Source organism: Pedobacter sp. R20-19, from assembly GCF_000708265.2.
Taxonomy (GTDB): Bacteria; Bacteroidota; Bacteroidia; order Sphingobacteriales; family Sphingobacteriaceae; genus Pedobacter.
The window spans coordinates 1-16,763 of sequence record NZ_JCKI01000010.1 but is presented as its reverse complement, the minus strand read 5'-3'; the positions used below and the strand labels follow the sequence as shown (position 1 = coordinate 16,763).

Sequence of the window (16,763 nt, the reverse complement as noted above, 5' to 3'; positions counted from 1 at the left end):
AGGTTTCAAAATATTATTCTATTTTCTTGCCCTTCATTGCGGTAGAAATCGCTGCATCCATCACACGCTCTGCAAATGGACGGGTAAATTCATTTAAGTCATCAGCCTTTTTAAGAATAGTATCTTTATCTGCACTGGCTAAAGCAGTTTTCAAGTCTTCGATATGAACTTTAGTTGCTGAAATTTCTTCAGCTGTTAAATGTTCGGCATGTTTCTCAATAAACCGTTCTGCGGTATATAATAGTTGTTCACCTTCACTACGCGCCTCAATAAGCATACGCTGTTCCACGTCGCTTTTGGCATGGGTGATGCTATCAATCAACATTTTCTCTACAGTGTCATCACTTAAACCATAACTTGGCGTGATTTCAATTTCCTGTTTCACACCAGAACGTAATTCAATCGCCTGAACAGTTAATATCCCATCTGCGTTCAATAGAAAGTTAATATCAACTTTAGGTAATCCTGCAGGCATCGCCGGAATGCCTTTTAAATCAAATTCAGCCAATTTACGGTTTTCTTTTACCAGATCCCGTTCGCCCTGATAAACGGAGATTTTCATGTTTACCTGTCCGTCAATAGATGTGGTGTACTGGCGACCTGCTTTAGTTGGAACTTTACTGTTGCGGGCAATAATCACATCCATTAATCCACCCATGGTTTCAATGCCTAAAGATAGGGGTGTTACATCCAACAAGAGAATATCAGAACGGTTTCCGGCCAATACATCAGCCTGAATGGCTGCGCCCAATGCGACCACTTCATCCGGATTAATATTGTCTTGCGGGGTTTTGCCAAAGAAATTTTCTACCTGTTGTTTTACAAATGGAGTACGGGTGGAGCCACCAACTAAAATCACCTCATCAATATCACTAGCCGTAAGTTCTGCATCTTTTAAAGCATTTTTACAAGCGGTGATGGTTTCTTCCACTTTTGATGCAATCAAGTTTTCAAAAGTTTGCTTATCTAGTGTGCACCAGATTTCGCCAACTTTTTCATTGTATAAATTTTGGGCAGACAATGCTTTTTTCGCTGCTTCGGCTTGTAAGCGCAAGGTTTGCATCAGAATATTATCTTCTGATAGGACCTTGATATCTAAATTATTTTTCTCTATCCAATGGTTTAAAATAGCGTTATCAAAATCATCGCCACCTAAATAAGTGTTTCCATTGGTGGATAAAACCTCAAAAATTCCATTCTGAATCTGGAGAATAGAAACATCAAAAGTTCCTCCACCCAAATCGTAAACTGCTATAGTTTTTTGTTGAGATGGATCTAATCCAATCCCATAAGCCAAACTAGCTGCAGTGGGTTCATTTACAATGCGCATCACATCCAGGCCAGCAAGTTTTCCTGCATCGCGGGTGGCTTGGCGCTGACTATCGTTAAAGTATGCAGGAACAGTAATCACGGCCCGGTTAACAGGTGTTTTTAAAGCATGTTCTGCTCTGGCTTTAAGCTCTTTTAAAATTTCGGCCGATAGTTCGATAGGGGTATAAAAACGATCACCTGCATGAATTTTCACCAAAGCATCGCTATCATCATCAATAATTTTATAGGAGAAAATAGCAGCATGTTCAGCAACATCTTTATAGGAGCGGCCTAGCAATCTTTTAACTGAAAATATAGTGTTGGCTGGATCGGTCGTTAAATATTCTTTCGCTTCGTTACCTACAATAGCCTCATTCTGGCTGTTAAAATAAACCACAGATGGTACCAATAGTCCTTTTCCAGCATCGTTTATAACTTGTGGATTTTTATCAGGATTGATGAAAGCTACCAAACTATTGGTTGTGCCTAAATCGATTCCGACTATGATTTCTTCCTTTTGAAATGAACCTGTAGCAAGGTTGATTGATATTTTCGCCATAGCAACAAAAATATGCTTTTTAAATAAAGGTTATGTCATTCATTTGTTAGCAAGAATACATCTGCCACACCAATTTTCTCGAATGTTTTTAAATGTTAACCATACAAAAAAAAGTCTCAAAACTGCTAAATTAAATATACTTTTTTATGCTTAATTGTGAAGAATACGTTTATTAGGTTGATTTTTTCCTATTTTATTAATTGATTTTTCGTTCAAATAAATGTTTTTTAATTTATATTGCTTATATCTAACAAAATAAATATGAAAAAACGATTACTTTATGTTTTAATGTGGGCTTTTATGCTCCCTATTACCACCTTAGCTCAAAATTTGGTTAAGGGGAAGGTTGTGACTGTTAAAGGAGAAGGAATTATTGCCGCTTCTGTTAAAGAAAAAGGAACTGGAAAGGGTGCAATTACAGATCAAAACGGAGATTTTCAAATTTCAGTTTCTAATCAGGCCACATTGGTGATTAGTGCCATTGGTTATGAAACCAAAGAAGTTGCTGCGGCAATGGCTTCATCAATTACACTGGCTGAAGGTTCTCAAAACCTCGGCGATTTCGTGGTGGTTGGAACACGTGGTAAAGCTCGCTCTTCTATGTTAACACCGGTTCCTGTTGATGTAATTAAAATTAACCAGGTTAACATGCCTACAGCAAAAATGGATTTAACCTCTATTTTAAATGCCGCTTCTCCATCTTTCAATTTTAATAAACAAAGCGGATCAGATGGTGCCGATCAAATAGATTTAGCAACGCTTAGGGGTTTAGGACCGGATCAGACTTTGGTTTTGGTTAATGGTAAACGCCGTCACCAAACGGCCTTTGTTGCCGTATTTGGAACTCGGGGCAGGGGAAATTCAGGAACGGATTTAAATGCCATTCCAGAATCCTCAATAGATCGTGTAGAGATTTTAAGAGACGGAGCCTCTGCACAATACGGATCGGATGCCATTGCAGGTGTAATTAACCTGATCTTAAAGAAAGATGTTGGTGTTTTAAGTGTCAATACCGGTTACTCAGGTTATTATGATCCAAGAAATAATACTTATTATGCTAAAGAACTTGGTCAGTATCGCCATGGTGGCGCAATAGATGGCAATGCATTTTCATTAGGTACTAATTATGGTGTAGCGCTCGGGAAAAATAATGGTTTTATTAATTTTTCGGGAAATTTTTTCGCCAATGGTAAAACATTCAGGCAAAACCTGAATACAGATTTAAGTACGAAAGATGGCTTGCCCATTAATACGGTAAGAAGATCAACGGGAGATGGGTCGGTAACTTCAGGAGGTTTGATGTATAATATGGAATTGCCCATTGCACACACCAAAACAGTTATTTATTCTTTTGGTGGTGGTAATATAAAGGCCTCCGATGCCTATGCTTACACTAGAAATTTATCAGACAGACCGGAGCGTTTTCCTGATGGAGTTACTGGAAATCCAATTTTACAAACTACAATAGATGGAGAAACTTATTTTGATCCGATCATTCAGACTAAAATCCAGGATCTGTCTTTTGCAGCAGGAGTAAAAGGCGTTTGGGGTAAAGACTGGAATTGGGATTTAAGCAATACATTGGGACGTAATAACTTTCATTTTTATGGTGATCAAACTTTTAATGCTTCTTTGGGTGCGGGTAAAACTCATTTTGATGATGGAGGATTTTCATTTTTGCAAAACACGGTTAATTTTAATTTAAGTAAATCAATACCAGACGTTGCATCAGGATTAAATTTAGCATTTGGCCTGGAACATCGATATGAAAATTATCAAATCTATGCAGGTGAAAAAGATTCCTATGCAAACTATAATCCTAATAAGGCTACCGGCGCACAAGGCTTTCCGGGTTATCAGCCAGGTGATGAAGTTGATGCAAGCCGATCTAACGTTGCCGCTTATGTTGATGCAGAATTAGATGCTACTGATAAATGGTTGATTGGTGTTGCGGTGAGGGCAGAAAATTACAATGATTTTGGCTTTACCAGTAATTACAAATTTGCCACCCGTTACAAGTTGACCAACAATTTTAATATCCGAGGATCTGTAAGTACTGGTTTCAGGGCACCATCGCTACAGCAAATTAATTTTAGCAATACCTTTACAAATGTACAAGGGGGTAATGTTTTTGAAGTTAAAATTGCGCCAAACTACAGTCCAATTACCAAAGCGGCCGGAATTCCTGATTTAAAACAGGAGAAATCTGTGAATGCAAGTTTAGGATTTTCATGGAAACCTATACCGGAGATTAACGTTACCCTGGATGGTTATCGCATCAATATTAAAGATAGGGTGGTATTATCAGGTCAGTTTGATGAAAGTATACCAGCTTTAAAACCCATACTTAATCAATTGAATGTAGCACAGGCACAGTTCTTTGCAAATGCAGTAAATACTACGAATTATGGTTTGGATTTGGTGGTAGATTATACCAAGCGATTTGATGATAAAAGTATCAGGGTTTTATTTACCGGAAACTTAAATCACTTAAATATTGATAAAATTAATATTCCAAATGCGTTAAATGGTTCTTATGAAAATCAACAGGCATTTTTTAGTGATCGGGAACAAGCTTACATTAAAGCATCTGCTCCTCCTGTGAAATTGGGCTTAAATTTAGATTATGGTTTTGGCAATTGGATGGTTGGAACGCACTTTTTATACTATGGTAAAATTTCTATTTTGGGTTATGGCTATGAAAATACTTACCCACCATTGGTTGCACTAGATAATGATCCGGCGACAACCGTATTGGAGCAATTTAATTATTCAGGTAAAATGGTTACCGATCTTTATGGTTCTTACAAAGTGTCAAAAAGGATGACCATATTTTTTGGTGTAGATAATGTATTTAATGTTCACCCAGATTATGGCTATGTTCAAGGGGCTAAATTGTCGGCTTATGATGGTGAGACAGGTGGTGCGTGGGATGCTGTTCAAATGGGTTTTAATGGACGTAGATTATTTACCAAACTCGCTTTTAATTTTTAAAAAGAAAGAAAGAAAACATCAATGTTGAAGGGGCTTTTGATCAAATCAGAAGCCCCTTTTTTTCTTTTTCCCCCACCAAATCAAAAATCCGGTAGTGGGTAAGGTTGCAATAATTAACGCTGCCAAAAATGCCAGTATTTTGGTGGGCCAGCCAAATAAGCCTCCATCATGGATGTCGAGATTTGAATTGCGCCATTTTAAGCCCAACGGCTTATTTTGATGTAACATTTCATCAGTAAGTATACCTGTGTTTGGATTGAAGTAAAAATAATTTAATCCCCGCCAGGCATCTCCTGATTTAATCATCTGAACGGTAGCCATCATACTTGTTTTTTCTTCTTCAGGATAATTCAACATGATCGTTTTGTAATTTCCTTCGTTTAATTTGATCAGGGTATTTAAAGCAAGATTACTAGCCGATCTTGTTTTATGTTCACCCGGATATGGTACGTATTCTTTTAAAAGATTTGGCTTTTTAGTTGTACCCAAGGATTTATAAATTCCCAATTCCCACCATTTAAATGACCATACCAGGCCTGTGACTACAATCACCAGGGCAAAGGGAATCACATAAAAACCGAACGTACTGTGCAAGTCCCAGTTAAGCCGTTTAAACTTTGCGTTCCACTTAATCGTCAAGCGTTGCCTGATGGTTTTTAACTTTTTAGGAAGCCAGATGATAAATCCTGTAATAATAATTAGGAAAAACATAAGGACAGAAGAACCGACGATAAAACTTCCAATGGGCTTTTTAAATAGCAGATATTGATGAATGAGTCTTACTATGCTGAAAAATTCATATTTAAGATTGATGACGCCGAGAACTTTACCATTAAACTGATCGATATATACATCTTTACTGTAGGCTACCTGATCAAGATAGAAAATGGATTTAGATTTTTTATTGCCTTTAGCGGCTGAAAAAACATAAGTGTATTGATCTGATTTAACTTCTACACGGTTAAATTTCTCATTAACAGGAAGTGCTTTTTGAGCCTTTTCTTCTAAAATATACAAAGGCAAGGGTTTACCCGTTGCCTTTGTATAAACTATATCCTGATGGAAAAAATTAAATAACTCCTCTTCGAAAACATATATACAGCCAGTGATGGCCACAATAGTAATGATCACACCACTAATTAGGCCAAGCCACAAGTGTATTAAAGCGGCAGTCTTTTTTAATTTTTTCAAAATTCTAATTGAAAGTATAACCCAAAGTGAATAAATAATTAGATGGCGTACCTGGGAAAAGTCTTAAATAATCATATCCACCAACCCAGTGCACTTTATTGGTAATATTATTCATATTAAACTGCACTTGTACCTTACCCACATTATAATAAAATGCAGCATTAAATAAAGTATAACTTGGAATGGTTTGGGTTGCATCTATCGATAGGATTCTAGAGTCTACACAGTTTGAACCACCACCAATACCTAGACCTTTTAATATACCGCTTGTGATGCTGTATTTTGCCCAGATATTTGCGGTATGGTGTGGCGCATTAGGCTTTTGCCTGCCAATCTCTGATGCTACCGGGCTATCTGTGATAGATGCTTCGTTATAAGAATAAGAGGCCAGGATACTAAGTTGAGGAATAATGCGGCCAATAATATCAAACTCAATACCTCTTGAGCGTTCTTCGCCAACTGAGCGTAAAAGATCAGGCTGTCCTACCACATTCGCATTATAAAGTACATTCTTTTGTTTAATTTGATAGATGGCTGCTGATGCAGTCAGGCGTTCATCAAGCCAACTGGTTTTAGCACCAAATTCTATCATATTACTTTTTAATGGATCAAATGGTCCGCCGGCATTAGGATTGGAAATAGCAGAAGCCGTTTGTGGTGTGTAGCCCATTACATAGGTTCCGTAAAGATTAATGTTTGTAGTGGCAGAGTAAACCAGGCCAAATCTTGGCAATAAAGCTTTAGAGTTTGCCGTAGCTTGCGTAGGCTTAAGGTAGTTTGAATAATCAGTATAATATTCGTATCGTAATCCCAGCAAAGCTTGTAATTTTCCAAATTTGATATTATCCTGAACATAACCTGCATTTAAGAAATAATAAGTTGGATCATATGCGGCCTGGGTAAAAAAGTTTTTACTATCATCCTGCATGCGTTGTGATCCCATAACGTCGTTTAGGTTGAATGATGGCACATTCGGTACCAGTAAATTGTTCACCACAAGAAACCGTTTGATATAATTGGTAGGGTCTTTATCGTATTCTGATTTCACAAAGCTAATGGCACCAGTATTTGCTGCATTGCGATAGTTAGTCGCCGTAAGTTGTGAGGCACCCACCGGAAGTTTTTCACTCGCATAATCATATCCGGCTACAATGGTTTGTTCAATTTTTCCGGTTTTGAGTTTATAATTAATAAAGCCAGAAAAGTTATCAATATACCTTTTACGGATGCGGTTAAAAATTTGCATGGCAATTAGGTTATCAACTGCTTTTCCAGTAGCATCTAAAGCATAGGTATTGGCACTTCTATGTTCGTACAAATCTTCGCTGTATCCAGTCTTCATATAAGAAGCCGTAAAGTTGAGGTTTTCACTGAAGCGGTGATTCAAAGAAAGTGAAACATTATACGTTTTTTCATTTAAGTGGTCATTTCCTGTATTTAAAGAAGTTGACTGTGGAGTGGAGTAAAGGTTCCCATTTCCAAATACCGATTGACCACGATCTAAACGGCTCTTAGAATCATTATAAACCAGATCAAAATTTAAACTGGTATTTTTTGATGGAAGAAAAGTAAGCGATGGGGCAATAACCAGGTTCTTGTCGAATTGCATATCGCGGAAAGAGTTGGCATCTTCATAACCAAAATTTAAGCGGTAAAGTAGTGTACTGTCTTTATTTGCGGGGCCTGTAACATCACCCAATGCACGGAAAGTATTATAACTTCCCATAGAAAGGCTTAGCGATTTACGTGTTTCTGCCAAAGGTTTTTTAGTTACCCGGTTAATTACACCTCCCGGGCTTGCATTGCCATAGAGTGCTGATGATGGGCCTTTTAAAACTTCTACACGTTCCAGGTAATTGGCTAAGGGCTGTTTCCAAAAACCAGTGCTGGTGCGCATGCCATTAATTAACTGGGTATTGCTGCCGCCGTTTATTCTAAAGCCACGGATGGTAATATCATCATAAAAAGTAAACTGATTAACACCGCTGAAGTTTTTTACCACTTCACCTACGCGTACGGCACCTTGATCTGCTATCAGTTCCTTACTTGCATAAGATACTGATTGTGGCAAATCCTTCAACAGAATTTCGGATTTGCTACCAATGAAAGTAGCCGTATTTTTGTAGGTTTTCTCTTTTCGACCGGTAATTTCAACTTGCTGTAAATCTGATTTAGTAGGTGAAAGACTGATGTTTATCGTAACTTTTTCCCTATTCAGGTTGATATTTCTGCTAGCAGTAATATAGCCTACATAGCTGAATTTAATTGTTAAAGTGGCCTTTGGTACTGATAAACTGAAATTTCCCTGATGATTAGTGGTGGTTTTTTCGCTGCCATTCTCTGTATATACATTAACCCCAGGGATAGCATCACCAGATTCGTCAGTTACTTTACCATTAACAGTCATCTGTTCTTGGGCAGAAGCCAGGGCATAAACGCCCATAAAAATGATCAGAAATGATATTTTTTTGTAGAAATTATACATCGGATTTGTTTGGTTTTATTTAGACTAATTTTAAATAATGCGCAAATCTAAAATATATTTCTGAAATGTTACAAACAGAAGAAAAATAATTTGAAGTTGGGTACTGTAAGAGTGGTTAGATAAGACAGGTGTGAAGTGGAGAGAACAGGTTGCATAATGATTTTTTACAATGTATTTACAGCATGGTTTCCCAGTATTGAACTATTTTTTGTTTTTTTCTTCAATCCACAAAGACATGTACTTGGTACTTTGGGCCGTATGATGGTTCAAAATCTGACCGATAAAATTAATGTTTCGATGTTCAGTTAAGTTTAAATTTTCCATTATAGCTATAAAATCATCAGCGAAATGCAAAGCAGCATATCTTTTATTAATGATTTCAATGCCATTTTGTTGTGCATTAAGCCATGTTATTTGATCTTGATAAAGTATAATTGCTTTATCTATAAAAACATCCATTTCATCTGCGATAAAGCCGCTCCAATCCAGCGTACCTTTCATTGCCTCGGCGCCAACGGTGGTGGTAGCCGATGGCGTTCCGGTAAGCATAGCATCAATAAATTTTCCTTTCACTCCTGCGCCAAATTGAATAGGCGCAAGTAGAATTTTATGTTTTGCAATGGTTTGTTGCGCATTTTTGGCCCGGCCCTTTATAAAGAATCTTTCTTTTTTATTTTCCAGTTGCAGCACTTTTTGTGTGGCATAAGCACCATAGATATTTAAATTTACCCCAGGAAGTTTTTTACTTAAAGCTGGCCAGATCGTAGTTTTTAAAACTTGGACTGTGTGCCAGTTGGGCTCATGCAAGAAATTTCCAATGAATACAAAATCTGAGCGATCTTCAAACGGAATCCATTTTGATATAATTTCTGCCGTGAGTTCTTGTTCTAAAAAAGGCAGGTAGTATAAGAGGGAAGTATCAATTTTAAATTTCTTTTTCAAAATTTCCATTTCGACTTCTGAAATGATTAGGGATATATCACACCTTAAAATAGCAGCTATTTCACGTTTTGCCGTGTCAGAAAATAAATCGATTTCGGTTTGTTTTTTACTGCTTTGCTGACGAGCACTTCGCAGGCAATGTAAATCTTCAGTATCTAAAATCCTCAATGCATCCGGACATTCATTTTGAACCCTCCATCCATATTGTTCCTCAACCATAAACCGATCGAACATCACGATTTGTGGATCTAGCGATTTTAAAAACGAATTGAAGCTTTCGTCATTCAATTTTATTTCCTGCTCGATAACACCTGTCATAGAGAAATCGTAGCTAAAGTCACTTTTGGTAGCGGCTGATGCAAAAGTAATTTGATAGCCTTTGCTTGAGAATAAATCAACCAGTTGGACCATTCTCGTTCCAGCTGCCGATGAATTGGGCTCTGGCCAGACTAATCCAATAATCAATAACTTTTTTGCATTCATATTTTTATACCTGCAAAATAAGTTCTTTTTTTTTGCTCGGGCAGATAAAAGTGATTTTCGCAGATTTAGAGGATAAATCTGCGTTTATCCTCTAAATCTGCAGGAGATATTAAACGTATGTTAAATATTCTTAATTTTGCAACTCAATCACATCACCACATGCTAGGATTAAAATTATTGACTGACCCACGTTGGGCAAATATTGCGGAATCAAACTTAGAAGAGATTTTATCTGATCATGCCTGGTGCGAACAAAAAGCAGCATCAAATGCCATTACGCTAATTACTCAAAATTCAGAACACCAGGATTTGGTTGATGAATTAACGGCTATTGCAATAGAAGAAATGCAGCATTTTCAAATGGTTATCGAAATCATTAAGCAAAGAGGCTATACTTTAAGCCGCGAAAGAAAAGATGATTATGTGGGCCGTTTGGTCAAGTTTAGTAAAAAAGATGGAAGCCGCAATCAGGCCTTTATCGACAGGCTTTTATTTGCCGCAATGATTGAAGCGAGAAGTTGCGAACGTTTTCGTGTACTTTCATTAAATATTAAAGATATAGAACTGGCTAAGTTTTACCATGAATTGATGGTATCTGAAGCTGGTCATTACACTACATTTTTAAACTTCGCCCGTAAATACAGTACCGATGTTGATGTAGATAAACGCTGGAAAGAATGGCTGGATTTTGAAGGCGAGTTGATTCAGAGTTTCGGTAAGAAAGAGGCGATACATGGGTAACAGTTGAAAGTTACAGGTTATATGTTAAAAGTTATAAGTTTAGGCTATTAGACTTTTAACCTTTAACTTTCAACTCAATCTTGTGTATATTCCACAGCCAAATCACAATATCCTGATAGCTGTCGATTCCTTTTTTCTGATTATTAAGTTTTAAAAAGCGATCGAAAGTGGCATCCATGTATCCGAACATTTGTCCGTTATATTTACGCCAAAATTCTTTTTCGATTTTAAAGTCGGCCAGAACTGCGGGAGATAACTGATCATGAAGTTGCAGATAATCATCAGGTGATTTCATTCTGATTTCAAATAAGATATACCTCAGCATTTCATAATTTGCCGAATATTGATAATTCACATCTGGACTATTACTAGCCGTTAAATAACCTAAAAGATTAGCCTCGTCTTCATAAGAAATCCCCAATTGATGTGCAATTTCATGGCATGAAACATAAGGCTTAACGAAATCTGGTAGATTCATGTTCATGTTGGCCTCACCTGTTAATGGCGCATAATACCCCTCAATACCTGCTTTGCTAATCATCCATGGATTTAAAACCGCTTTTAAACAAGGGTTTGAGTAACCAAATAAAGAATTTTTCCGCTCCATTAATTCATAAGCTTTCGCAGAATTAATTTCTAGGGCATCGATGGAGTAAGCTGGAATTTTGGTTTGTTTCAGTTTTAAATCATTGGTCTTTTTTACAAAGTAATCACCTAATAAAACCAATTCTTTTACACTATATTTTTCATTTCCAATGCCTAATGCTTCACTCACACTTGGTCGGCTATAATTTAAACCCCAAACAATTTTAAAGACGATGTAGAGAATTAAGAAGAAGTTTAAAATTTGCAACGGAACGATAATTCTATGTGCTCTTTTTAAAGCATTTCTTTTTTTGAAAAATATGATGATTTTGTAAAGCACAAAACCAATTAGTAAGGCATAAACAATATCGCCAATAGCAAAAGGAAAAATTGAGGAGATAAATCTTAATAACGAAGAAATATAAGGATAGATGCCTATTGAATAATATTTATTAACTTGGGCAGGGAATAAGCCAAAGAGGAAGATTAGCAGCGCTATGCTGAATATAGCGATAGCTTTAAAAGCTGTTTTTTTTATTGAGGTCATTATTTGTAATGGCCTTTTAAAGAATATATATAAATAACATCTTCTGTAACTTCATATATAATCCTATGTTTTTCGTTAATTCTTCTCGACCATTTTCCAGAAAATTCATGTTTTAGCGCTTCTGGTTTTCCTATTCCATTAAATGGGTCTTCAAGAATTGCTAGTATTAATTGTTCAATTTTCTTTTGTATGACTTTATTGCCAGATTTCTTCCAAAATTTGATATCTAATAAAGAGTCATCAACATATTGAATTTCCATCTTCTATTTCCACAAATCTTCAATAGCAATTTTAATACCCTTACCAGCTTTTATTTGCTCCTGACCTCTTTTTATTTTAGCAACAAATTCCGGATTATAGGAGCTCTTTTCTGTTTTAAAATCAATTTTTAAAGCTTTAGCAAATGCTTTCAACGCATTGAGTTGTTCCTTGTTTTTAGGATGTAATGTTAAAGTTTCCATTTTGATGTTGCTTAATAAACAAATATAACAAATCTATCTCTCAAAAGTCAATCGCTTACCGATCTGATCTGTTGTGAATTTACCTTTCTGATATGCCAGATTACCCGATACAAAAGTATGTGTGATGCTGGCCTGGAAAGTATCGCCATCAAACGGACTCCAGCCACATTTATAAAAATTATTAAGCTTTGTCACTTTCCATGAATCTTTTAAATCTACCAACACCAAATCAGCCCAGTAACCTTCGCGGATGAACCCCCGCTTTTCAATATCAAAACAGATGGCAAGGTTGTGGGCAGTTTTCTCCACGATTTTTTCCAAAGAAATTTTGCCCTGCAAGTGCATTTCCAACAGCGCGGGCAATGCATGCTGAACCAATGGTCCGCCAGATGGCGCCTGAACATAAGGCAACTGTTTTTCTTCCAGCGTGTGTGGTGCATGATCAGTAGCAATAACGTCGATATTGTTATTTAGAACACCCTGCAGCACTCCTTTTTGGTCATCCACAGTTTTTACAGCAGGATTCCACTTAATGAAATTACCTTTTGTTGCATAATCTAGATCGTTAAACAAAAGGTGATGAATACAGGCTTCTGCTGTTATTTTTTTATCTTTTAATGGAATGGTATTGTCAAATAAGGCTATTTCTTTAGCTGTTGAAATGTGAAGAATATGTAAACGTGTTTGGTAGCGTTTTGCCAATTCCACAGCTAAAGATGAAGATTTATAACAAGCTTCTGCACTGCGAATCAGTGGATGCATATCTATGGTTAAATCATCACCGTATTTTGCCTTAAATTCTGATAAATTTTGGCGGATGGTTGCTTCATCCTCACAGTGTGTGGCCACTAAAATAGGGGCCTGACTAAAAATATTTTCTAAAGTCTTTTCATTATCTAACAGCATATTCCCGGTTGATGAACCCATGAAAACTTTAATGCCACAAACACTTTTAGGGTCGGTTTTTAAGACCTGATCTATATTATCGTTACTGGCACCCATGTAAAACGAATAGTTGGCTAAAGAAGTTTCCGCGGCAATAGCATATTTATCAGCCAGTAATTTTTGTGTTAACGTATTGGGAACCGTATTTGGCATCTCCATGAAAGACGTAATGCCTCCTGCAACGGCAGCCATACTCTCTGTAAATATATCTGCCTTATGTGTTAAGCCTGGCTCACGGAAATGAACCTGATCATCAATCATTCCTGGTAAGAGAAATTGTCCTTCAGCGTTAATTTCTTTAGCATTTGGTGCCTCTAAATTTTGACCAATCTTGGTAATAAGACCATCTTTAATTAATACATCAGCAACAATTTTTTGTCCTTCGTTTACGATTGTAGCCGCTTTTATCAGATAAGCATTCATGGGTTCAAAGGTAAAAATAGATTTGAGAAGTTAGATACGAGATTTGAGAAGTAACAAATAGATTTAAGCACAAGTGTAACGAAGTAAAGCGAATAGCAGGACCACCATAGTTGAGGAATTACTGAAATTGCTTTACCCCTAAATCCCCTAAAGTAGACTTTGGATTTATGAATGAGTTTAAAACTTACGCCTTCAAACCCTCAACCTTAATCACTATCTTTGTGCGCTATGGCAAAATCGTTCGAAGAATTTAAGTTAAACAGGCAAATTTTAAATGCAGTTGCCGATGCAGGTTATACTGTTGCCACACCGATACAGGAAAAAGCAATTGCTCCGGTGTTATCCGGACAGGATATTTTTGGGATTGCAGAAACTGGTACAGGTAAAACGGCAGCCTTTGTTTTGCCTATTCTAATGCAATTGAAATATGCTCAGGGCGATAATCCACGGGCTTTGATTTTATCACCTACTCGGGAGTTGGCCATGCAAATTGCAGAGCAGGTAAAATTATTTTCTACTTATACAGATTTGCGTTCGTTGGTGATTTTTGGTGGAATTGGTCCGAAAACACAAAAAGAAGAGATTGCAAAAGGGATTGATATTCTGATTGCTACGCCGGGAAGATTCTTGGATTTATATCTTGCAGGAGACATTAATACACAAAGTTTAAAATTTCTGGTACTGGATGAAGCAGATAAAATGATGGATATGGGCTTTATTGGCTCTATTCATAGGATATTGGAAATTGTACCTCGCAAACGCCAAAATTTGCTTTTCTCTGCAACGATGAGCGAATTGGTGCAGAAAATTGCAGGTGATTTTTTAAATAATCCATTGGTTATTGAAGCTTCAGCACAGGCTACACCTGCGGCTAATGTAACACAGGCATTATATTATGTTCCGAATTTTAAAACGAAAATAAATTTATTGCAGCATTTGTTAAAAAATGATGAGGCTTTTTCACGCCTGATTATTTTTTGCAAAACAAAAACGGTTGCTGATAATATTTTCAGTTTTATTGAGCGTAGATATGGTGCACAAAATGTTCGTGTAATTCATGCTAATAAGGGGCAAAATACCCGTATTAATTCTATCAATAGTTTTAAAGAAGGGAATATCCGGGTGCTTGTTGCCACAGATGTTGCCAGTAGAGGAATTGATGTGAGTGACGTGAGCCATGTGATTAACTTTGATGTTCCGATTATTATTGAAGATTACGTACATAGAATCGGGCGGACAGGTAGGGCTTTTGCGAAAGGAGATGCCATTACCTTCGCTACTGATGCGGAAAAATATTATATCCGTAAAATTGAAAAATTAATTCGCCAATATATTCCTGTTGCTGAAATTCCGGAAGGAGTGTACATTGATGAAACGCCTTATGAGGAACGCCAGCAAATTGCCAAGGAAATTGATATGCAGAAGCGTAAAGAAGACCCTGATTTTAAAGGCGCTTTCCATGAGAAAAAGCATGCTGCCGCCATAGAAAAGAAGGTTCGTGAAAAGGCCAAGGCAAAAGCAGGAAAAGAAGTAAAATCATTTAAAAAAGGTAAACGTTTCGATAAGAAAAAGTAGGGAATATGAAGCTGAGGATTACGCCCCTTAATATTATTGGCGCTATTGGATTAGGATTGGCGGCCTTTACTATTTTAAGTCCGAAGGATCATGCGCCAAGACATGTAGATTGGAGTGGTTTTTATCTGTTGATACTCGGATGTTTAATTCTGGTCACTTTCATCACTGATTTGATCTTTCGTTTTACACTTAAAGATTTAAAAAAAATCTGGATGGTAGAATCAATTTTTATAGTCATTACCGCAGTGTTAATGCTAATCATCCAAAGGATCGCGTAATTAAACCGTAAAAATATTTTTGCTGGCTTTTCAACAGTATAATCAAGTTAAAAAATCAGCATCTTTGAGCCATAAATTAAAACCTTGGAATCTCCACAATCATTGTATGAAGACAGCAGAAATTAAATTAACAGTTGAATTAGACGAAGCCAATAACCCAGATAACATCCTTTGGGAAAGTACAGATTCGGGAAATGCAGATAAAGTACCAGCAAAAGCAATGTTCTTATCCGTTTGGGATCATAACTATAAAAACACTTTAAAAATTGATCTTTGGACTAAGGATATGCCTGTTGATGAGATGAAACGTTTCTTCTACGAAACCTTACAAACCATGGGCGATAGCTTTTTGAAGGCCACTAATGAAACACTAATTGTAGAAGATTTACGTGATTACTGTGCACACTTTGCGGAGAAGATGGGAATTGTGGAAGGACAGTAGGCGGTTAGGCGGTTAGGCGGTTAGGCGGTTAGGCGGTTAGGCGGTTAGGCGGTTAGGCGGTTAGGCGGTTAGGCGGTTAGGTTAAAATGCCAGACAAGTTAACCAAAAAAAACATCCAAACAATTTAAAAATATCTGTGTATTCTTTATATCTCTGTAATCAAATCGCAGGAAATCATTTTTATCATGTTAATATTAAATAAATTCAGAGCCTTTGTAGGTGTTTTACTTTGTCTTATTGCAGGGTTTTGCCCAATGTTAAAAGTGCCAATAAAAGGAAACTGGAATCTGTATCAATCTGATGCCCGTTTGTTTCTAATCACCTATGCCATTCTTGTTATTTCAGTACTTTTTCTTTTTATCAGGAAGGCTGGAGCATTTAGGTTCATGAGTTTAGTTATGGCTATCTGGTATGTATTGGCTTTGGTAGCAGTTTATTTCACAGCTAATAATTATACAAAATATGGCTTTGCCAATAAATTAATTGGTAAAGTTGTTCATTTCCAATGGGGATGGATTGTGCTACTGGTTGGTGTTTTATTTATGCTTTTTAGTACCAAACGTGGCGATAAGATTATTGCAACAAGCAATCCTGATTTATTAAAATAAGTTTCTTTATTAAATTATAATTTTTTATTCAAAAAATACCCCGAAGCTCTGCTTCGGCGGTCACAGCTGAAAGTTTGAAAACAAAGAGTTTTCATCGGGTTGGGTGATAAAATAAGTATTTTTGTTTATGAGTGATCATATTCACAAGAGTCATAACAAAAGTTTGCTGCTTTATCATTTGGTCTGTCCGATT

14 protein-coding genes are annotated in these 16,763 nt (G+C 36.7%); 6 read left to right on the top strand and 8 right to left on the bottom strand.

Translation table 11 applies throughout. The annotated features are described in order from the left end of the window. Nucleotides 1-13: 13 nt before the first annotated feature. On the bottom strand, nucleotides 14-1,870 hold the full coding sequence (gene hscA, locus AN34_RS20475; protein WP_029288782.1) for a Fe-S protein assembly chaperone HscA: 1,857 nt from the start codon (nucleotides 1,868-1,870) through the stop codon (nucleotides 14-16). Between the two features lie 261 nt (nucleotides 1,871-2,131). Here hscA and AN34_RS20470 point away from each other — a divergent pair, with 261 nt between their 5' ends. Further along, nucleotides 2,132-4,864, top strand: coding sequence for a TonB-dependent receptor domain-containing protein (locus AN34_RS20470; protein ID WP_029288780.1), 2,733 nt, complete (start codon nucleotides 2,132-2,134; stop codon nucleotides 4,862-4,864). A 45-nt stretch (nucleotides 4,865-4,909) separates the two neighbouring features. Here AN34_RS20470 and AN34_RS20465 read toward each other — a convergent pair whose 3' ends face one another. From AN34_RS20465 to AN34_RS20455, 3 genes are all read right to left on the bottom strand, one after another. Then, nucleotides 4,910-6,055: a PepSY domain-containing protein gene (locus AN34_RS20465; RefSeq protein WP_029288778.1), complete on the bottom strand. Its 1,146-nt coding sequence runs from the start codon at nucleotides 6,053-6,055 to the stop codon at nucleotides 4,910-4,912. A gap of 4 nt (nucleotides 6,056-6,059) precedes the next feature. Further along, on the bottom strand, nucleotides 6,060-8,540 hold the full coding sequence (locus tag AN34_RS20460) for a TonB-dependent receptor (protein ID WP_082468485.1): 2,481 nt from the start codon (nucleotides 8,538-8,540) through the stop codon (nucleotides 6,060-6,062). A gap of 201 nt (nucleotides 8,541-8,741) precedes the next feature. Then, entirely contained in the window at nucleotides 8,742-9,965 is a 1,224-nt protein-coding gene (locus AN34_RS20455; RefSeq protein WP_029288774.1) for a glycosyltransferase, read from the bottom strand. A 159-nt stretch (nucleotides 9,966-10,124) separates the two neighbouring features. Between AN34_RS20455 and AN34_RS20450 the strand changes: the two genes are divergently transcribed. Next, nucleotides 10,125-10,706, top strand: a complete 582-nt coding sequence (locus tag AN34_RS20450; protein ID WP_029288772.1) for a tRNA-(ms[2]io[6]A)-hydroxylase — start codon at nucleotides 10,125-10,127, stop codon at nucleotides 10,704-10,706. A gap of 55 nt (nucleotides 10,707-10,761) precedes the next feature. On the opposite strand, the gene AN34_RS20445 is transcribed toward AN34_RS20450, so the two are convergent. From AN34_RS20445 to AN34_RS20430, 4 genes are read right to left on the bottom strand one after another with little or no spacing between them, the layout of a single operon-like run. Continuing rightward, nucleotides 10,762-11,838, bottom strand: a complete 1,077-nt coding sequence (locus tag AN34_RS20445; RefSeq protein ID WP_029288770.1) for a DUF3810 domain-containing protein — start codon at nucleotides 11,836-11,838, stop codon at nucleotides 10,762-10,764. After that, the gene (locus AN34_RS20440) at nucleotides 11,838-12,098 is read right to left on the bottom strand and encodes a Txe/YoeB family addiction module toxin (RefSeq protein ID WP_029288769.1); all 261 of its coding nucleotides are present in this window, start codon (nucleotides 12,096-12,098) and stop codon (nucleotides 11,838-11,840) included. Before AN34_RS20440 ends, AN34_RS20445 begins: the two co-directional genes overlap by 1 nt. Nucleotides 12,099-12,101: 3 nt before the next feature. Beyond that, nucleotides 12,102-12,299 (bottom strand): DUF2683 family protein, encoded by a 198-nt coding sequence (locus tag AN34_RS20435; RefSeq protein WP_029288768.1) that lies wholly within the window; start codon nucleotides 12,297-12,299, stop codon nucleotides 12,102-12,104. A gap of 33 nt (nucleotides 12,300-12,332) precedes the next feature. After that, the gene (locus AN34_RS20430) at nucleotides 12,333-13,667 is read right to left on the bottom strand and encodes a dihydroorotase (protein WP_029288767.1); all 1,335 of its coding nucleotides are present in this window, start codon (nucleotides 13,665-13,667) and stop codon (nucleotides 12,333-12,335) included. Nucleotides 13,668-13,895: 228 nt separating this feature from the next. Between AN34_RS20430 and AN34_RS20425 the strand changes: the two genes are divergently transcribed. The 4 genes from AN34_RS20425 to AN34_RS20410 all read left to right on the top strand — a co-directional run bounded on the left by AN34_RS20425 (nucleotide 13,896) and on the right by AN34_RS20410 (nucleotide 16,570). Then, on the top strand, nucleotides 13,896-15,242 hold the full coding sequence (locus AN34_RS20425; protein WP_029288766.1) for a DEAD/DEAH box helicase: 1,347 nt from the start codon (nucleotides 13,896-13,898) through the stop codon (nucleotides 15,240-15,242). Between the two features lie 5 nt (nucleotides 15,243-15,247). Next, nucleotides 15,248-15,520, top strand: coding sequence for a hypothetical protein (locus tag AN34_RS20420; protein WP_029288765.1), 273 nt, complete (start codon nucleotides 15,248-15,250; stop codon nucleotides 15,518-15,520). Nucleotides 15,521-15,626: 106 nt separating this feature from the next. After that, nucleotides 15,627-15,962: a gliding motility protein GldC gene (gene gldC / locus AN34_RS20415; RefSeq protein WP_029288764.1), complete on the top strand. Its 336-nt coding sequence runs from the start codon at nucleotides 15,627-15,629 to the stop codon at nucleotides 15,960-15,962. A 185-nt stretch (nucleotides 15,963-16,147) separates the two neighbouring features. Then, on the top strand, nucleotides 16,148-16,570 hold the full coding sequence (locus tag AN34_RS20410; protein ID WP_029288762.1) for a hypothetical protein: 423 nt from the start codon (nucleotides 16,148-16,150) through the stop codon (nucleotides 16,568-16,570). The last annotated feature ends 193 nt before the right edge of the window (nucleotides 16,571-16,763 follow it).

Excerpts from the sequence above, each read along its gene's own strand:
- hscA (WP_029288782.1), bottom strand. The coding sequence starts at position 1,870 with ATGGCGAAAATATCAATCAACCTTGCTACAGGTTCATTTCAAAAGGAA.
- AN34_RS20470 (WP_029288780.1), top strand. The coding sequence starts at position 2,132 with ATGAAAAAACGATTACTTTATGTTTTAATGTGGGCTTTTATGCTCCCT.
- AN34_RS20460 (WP_082468485.1), bottom strand. The coding sequence starts at position 8,540 with ATGTATAATTTCTACAAAAAAATATCATTTCTGATCATTTTTATGGGC.
- AN34_RS20455 (WP_029288774.1), bottom strand. The coding sequence starts at position 9,965 with ATGAATGCAAAAAAGTTATTGATTATTGGATTAGTCTGGCCAGAGCCC.
- AN34_RS20450 (WP_029288772.1), top strand. The coding sequence starts at position 10,125 with ATGCTAGGATTAAAATTATTGACTGACCCACGTTGGGCAAATATTGCG.
- AN34_RS20445 (WP_029288770.1), bottom strand. The coding sequence starts at position 11,838 with ATGACCTCAATAAAAAAAACAGCTTTTAAAGCTATCGCTATATTCAGC.
- AN34_RS20440 (WP_029288769.1), bottom strand. The coding sequence starts at position 12,098 with ATGGAAATTCAATATGTTGATGACTCTTTATTAGATATCAAATTTTGG.
- AN34_RS20435 (WP_029288768.1), bottom strand. The coding sequence starts at position 12,299 with ATGGAAACTTTAACATTACATCCTAAAAACAAGGAACAACTCAATGCG.
- AN34_RS20430 (WP_029288767.1), bottom strand. The coding sequence starts at position 13,667 with ATGAATGCTTATCTGATAAAAGCGGCTACAATCGTAAACGAAGGACAA.
- AN34_RS20425 (WP_029288766.1), top strand. The coding sequence starts at position 13,896 with ATGGCAAAATCGTTCGAAGAATTTAAGTTAAACAGGCAAATTTTAAAT.
- AN34_RS20420 (WP_029288765.1), top strand. The coding sequence starts at position 15,248 with ATGAAGCTGAGGATTACGCCCCTTAATATTATTGGCGCTATTGGATTA.
- gldC (WP_029288764.1), top strand. The coding sequence starts at position 15,627 with ATGAAGACAGCAGAAATTAAATTAACAGTTGAATTAGACGAAGCCAAT.
- AN34_RS20410 (WP_029288762.1), top strand. The coding sequence starts at position 16,148 with ATGTTAATATTAAATAAATTCAGAGCCTTTGTAGGTGTTTTACTTTGT.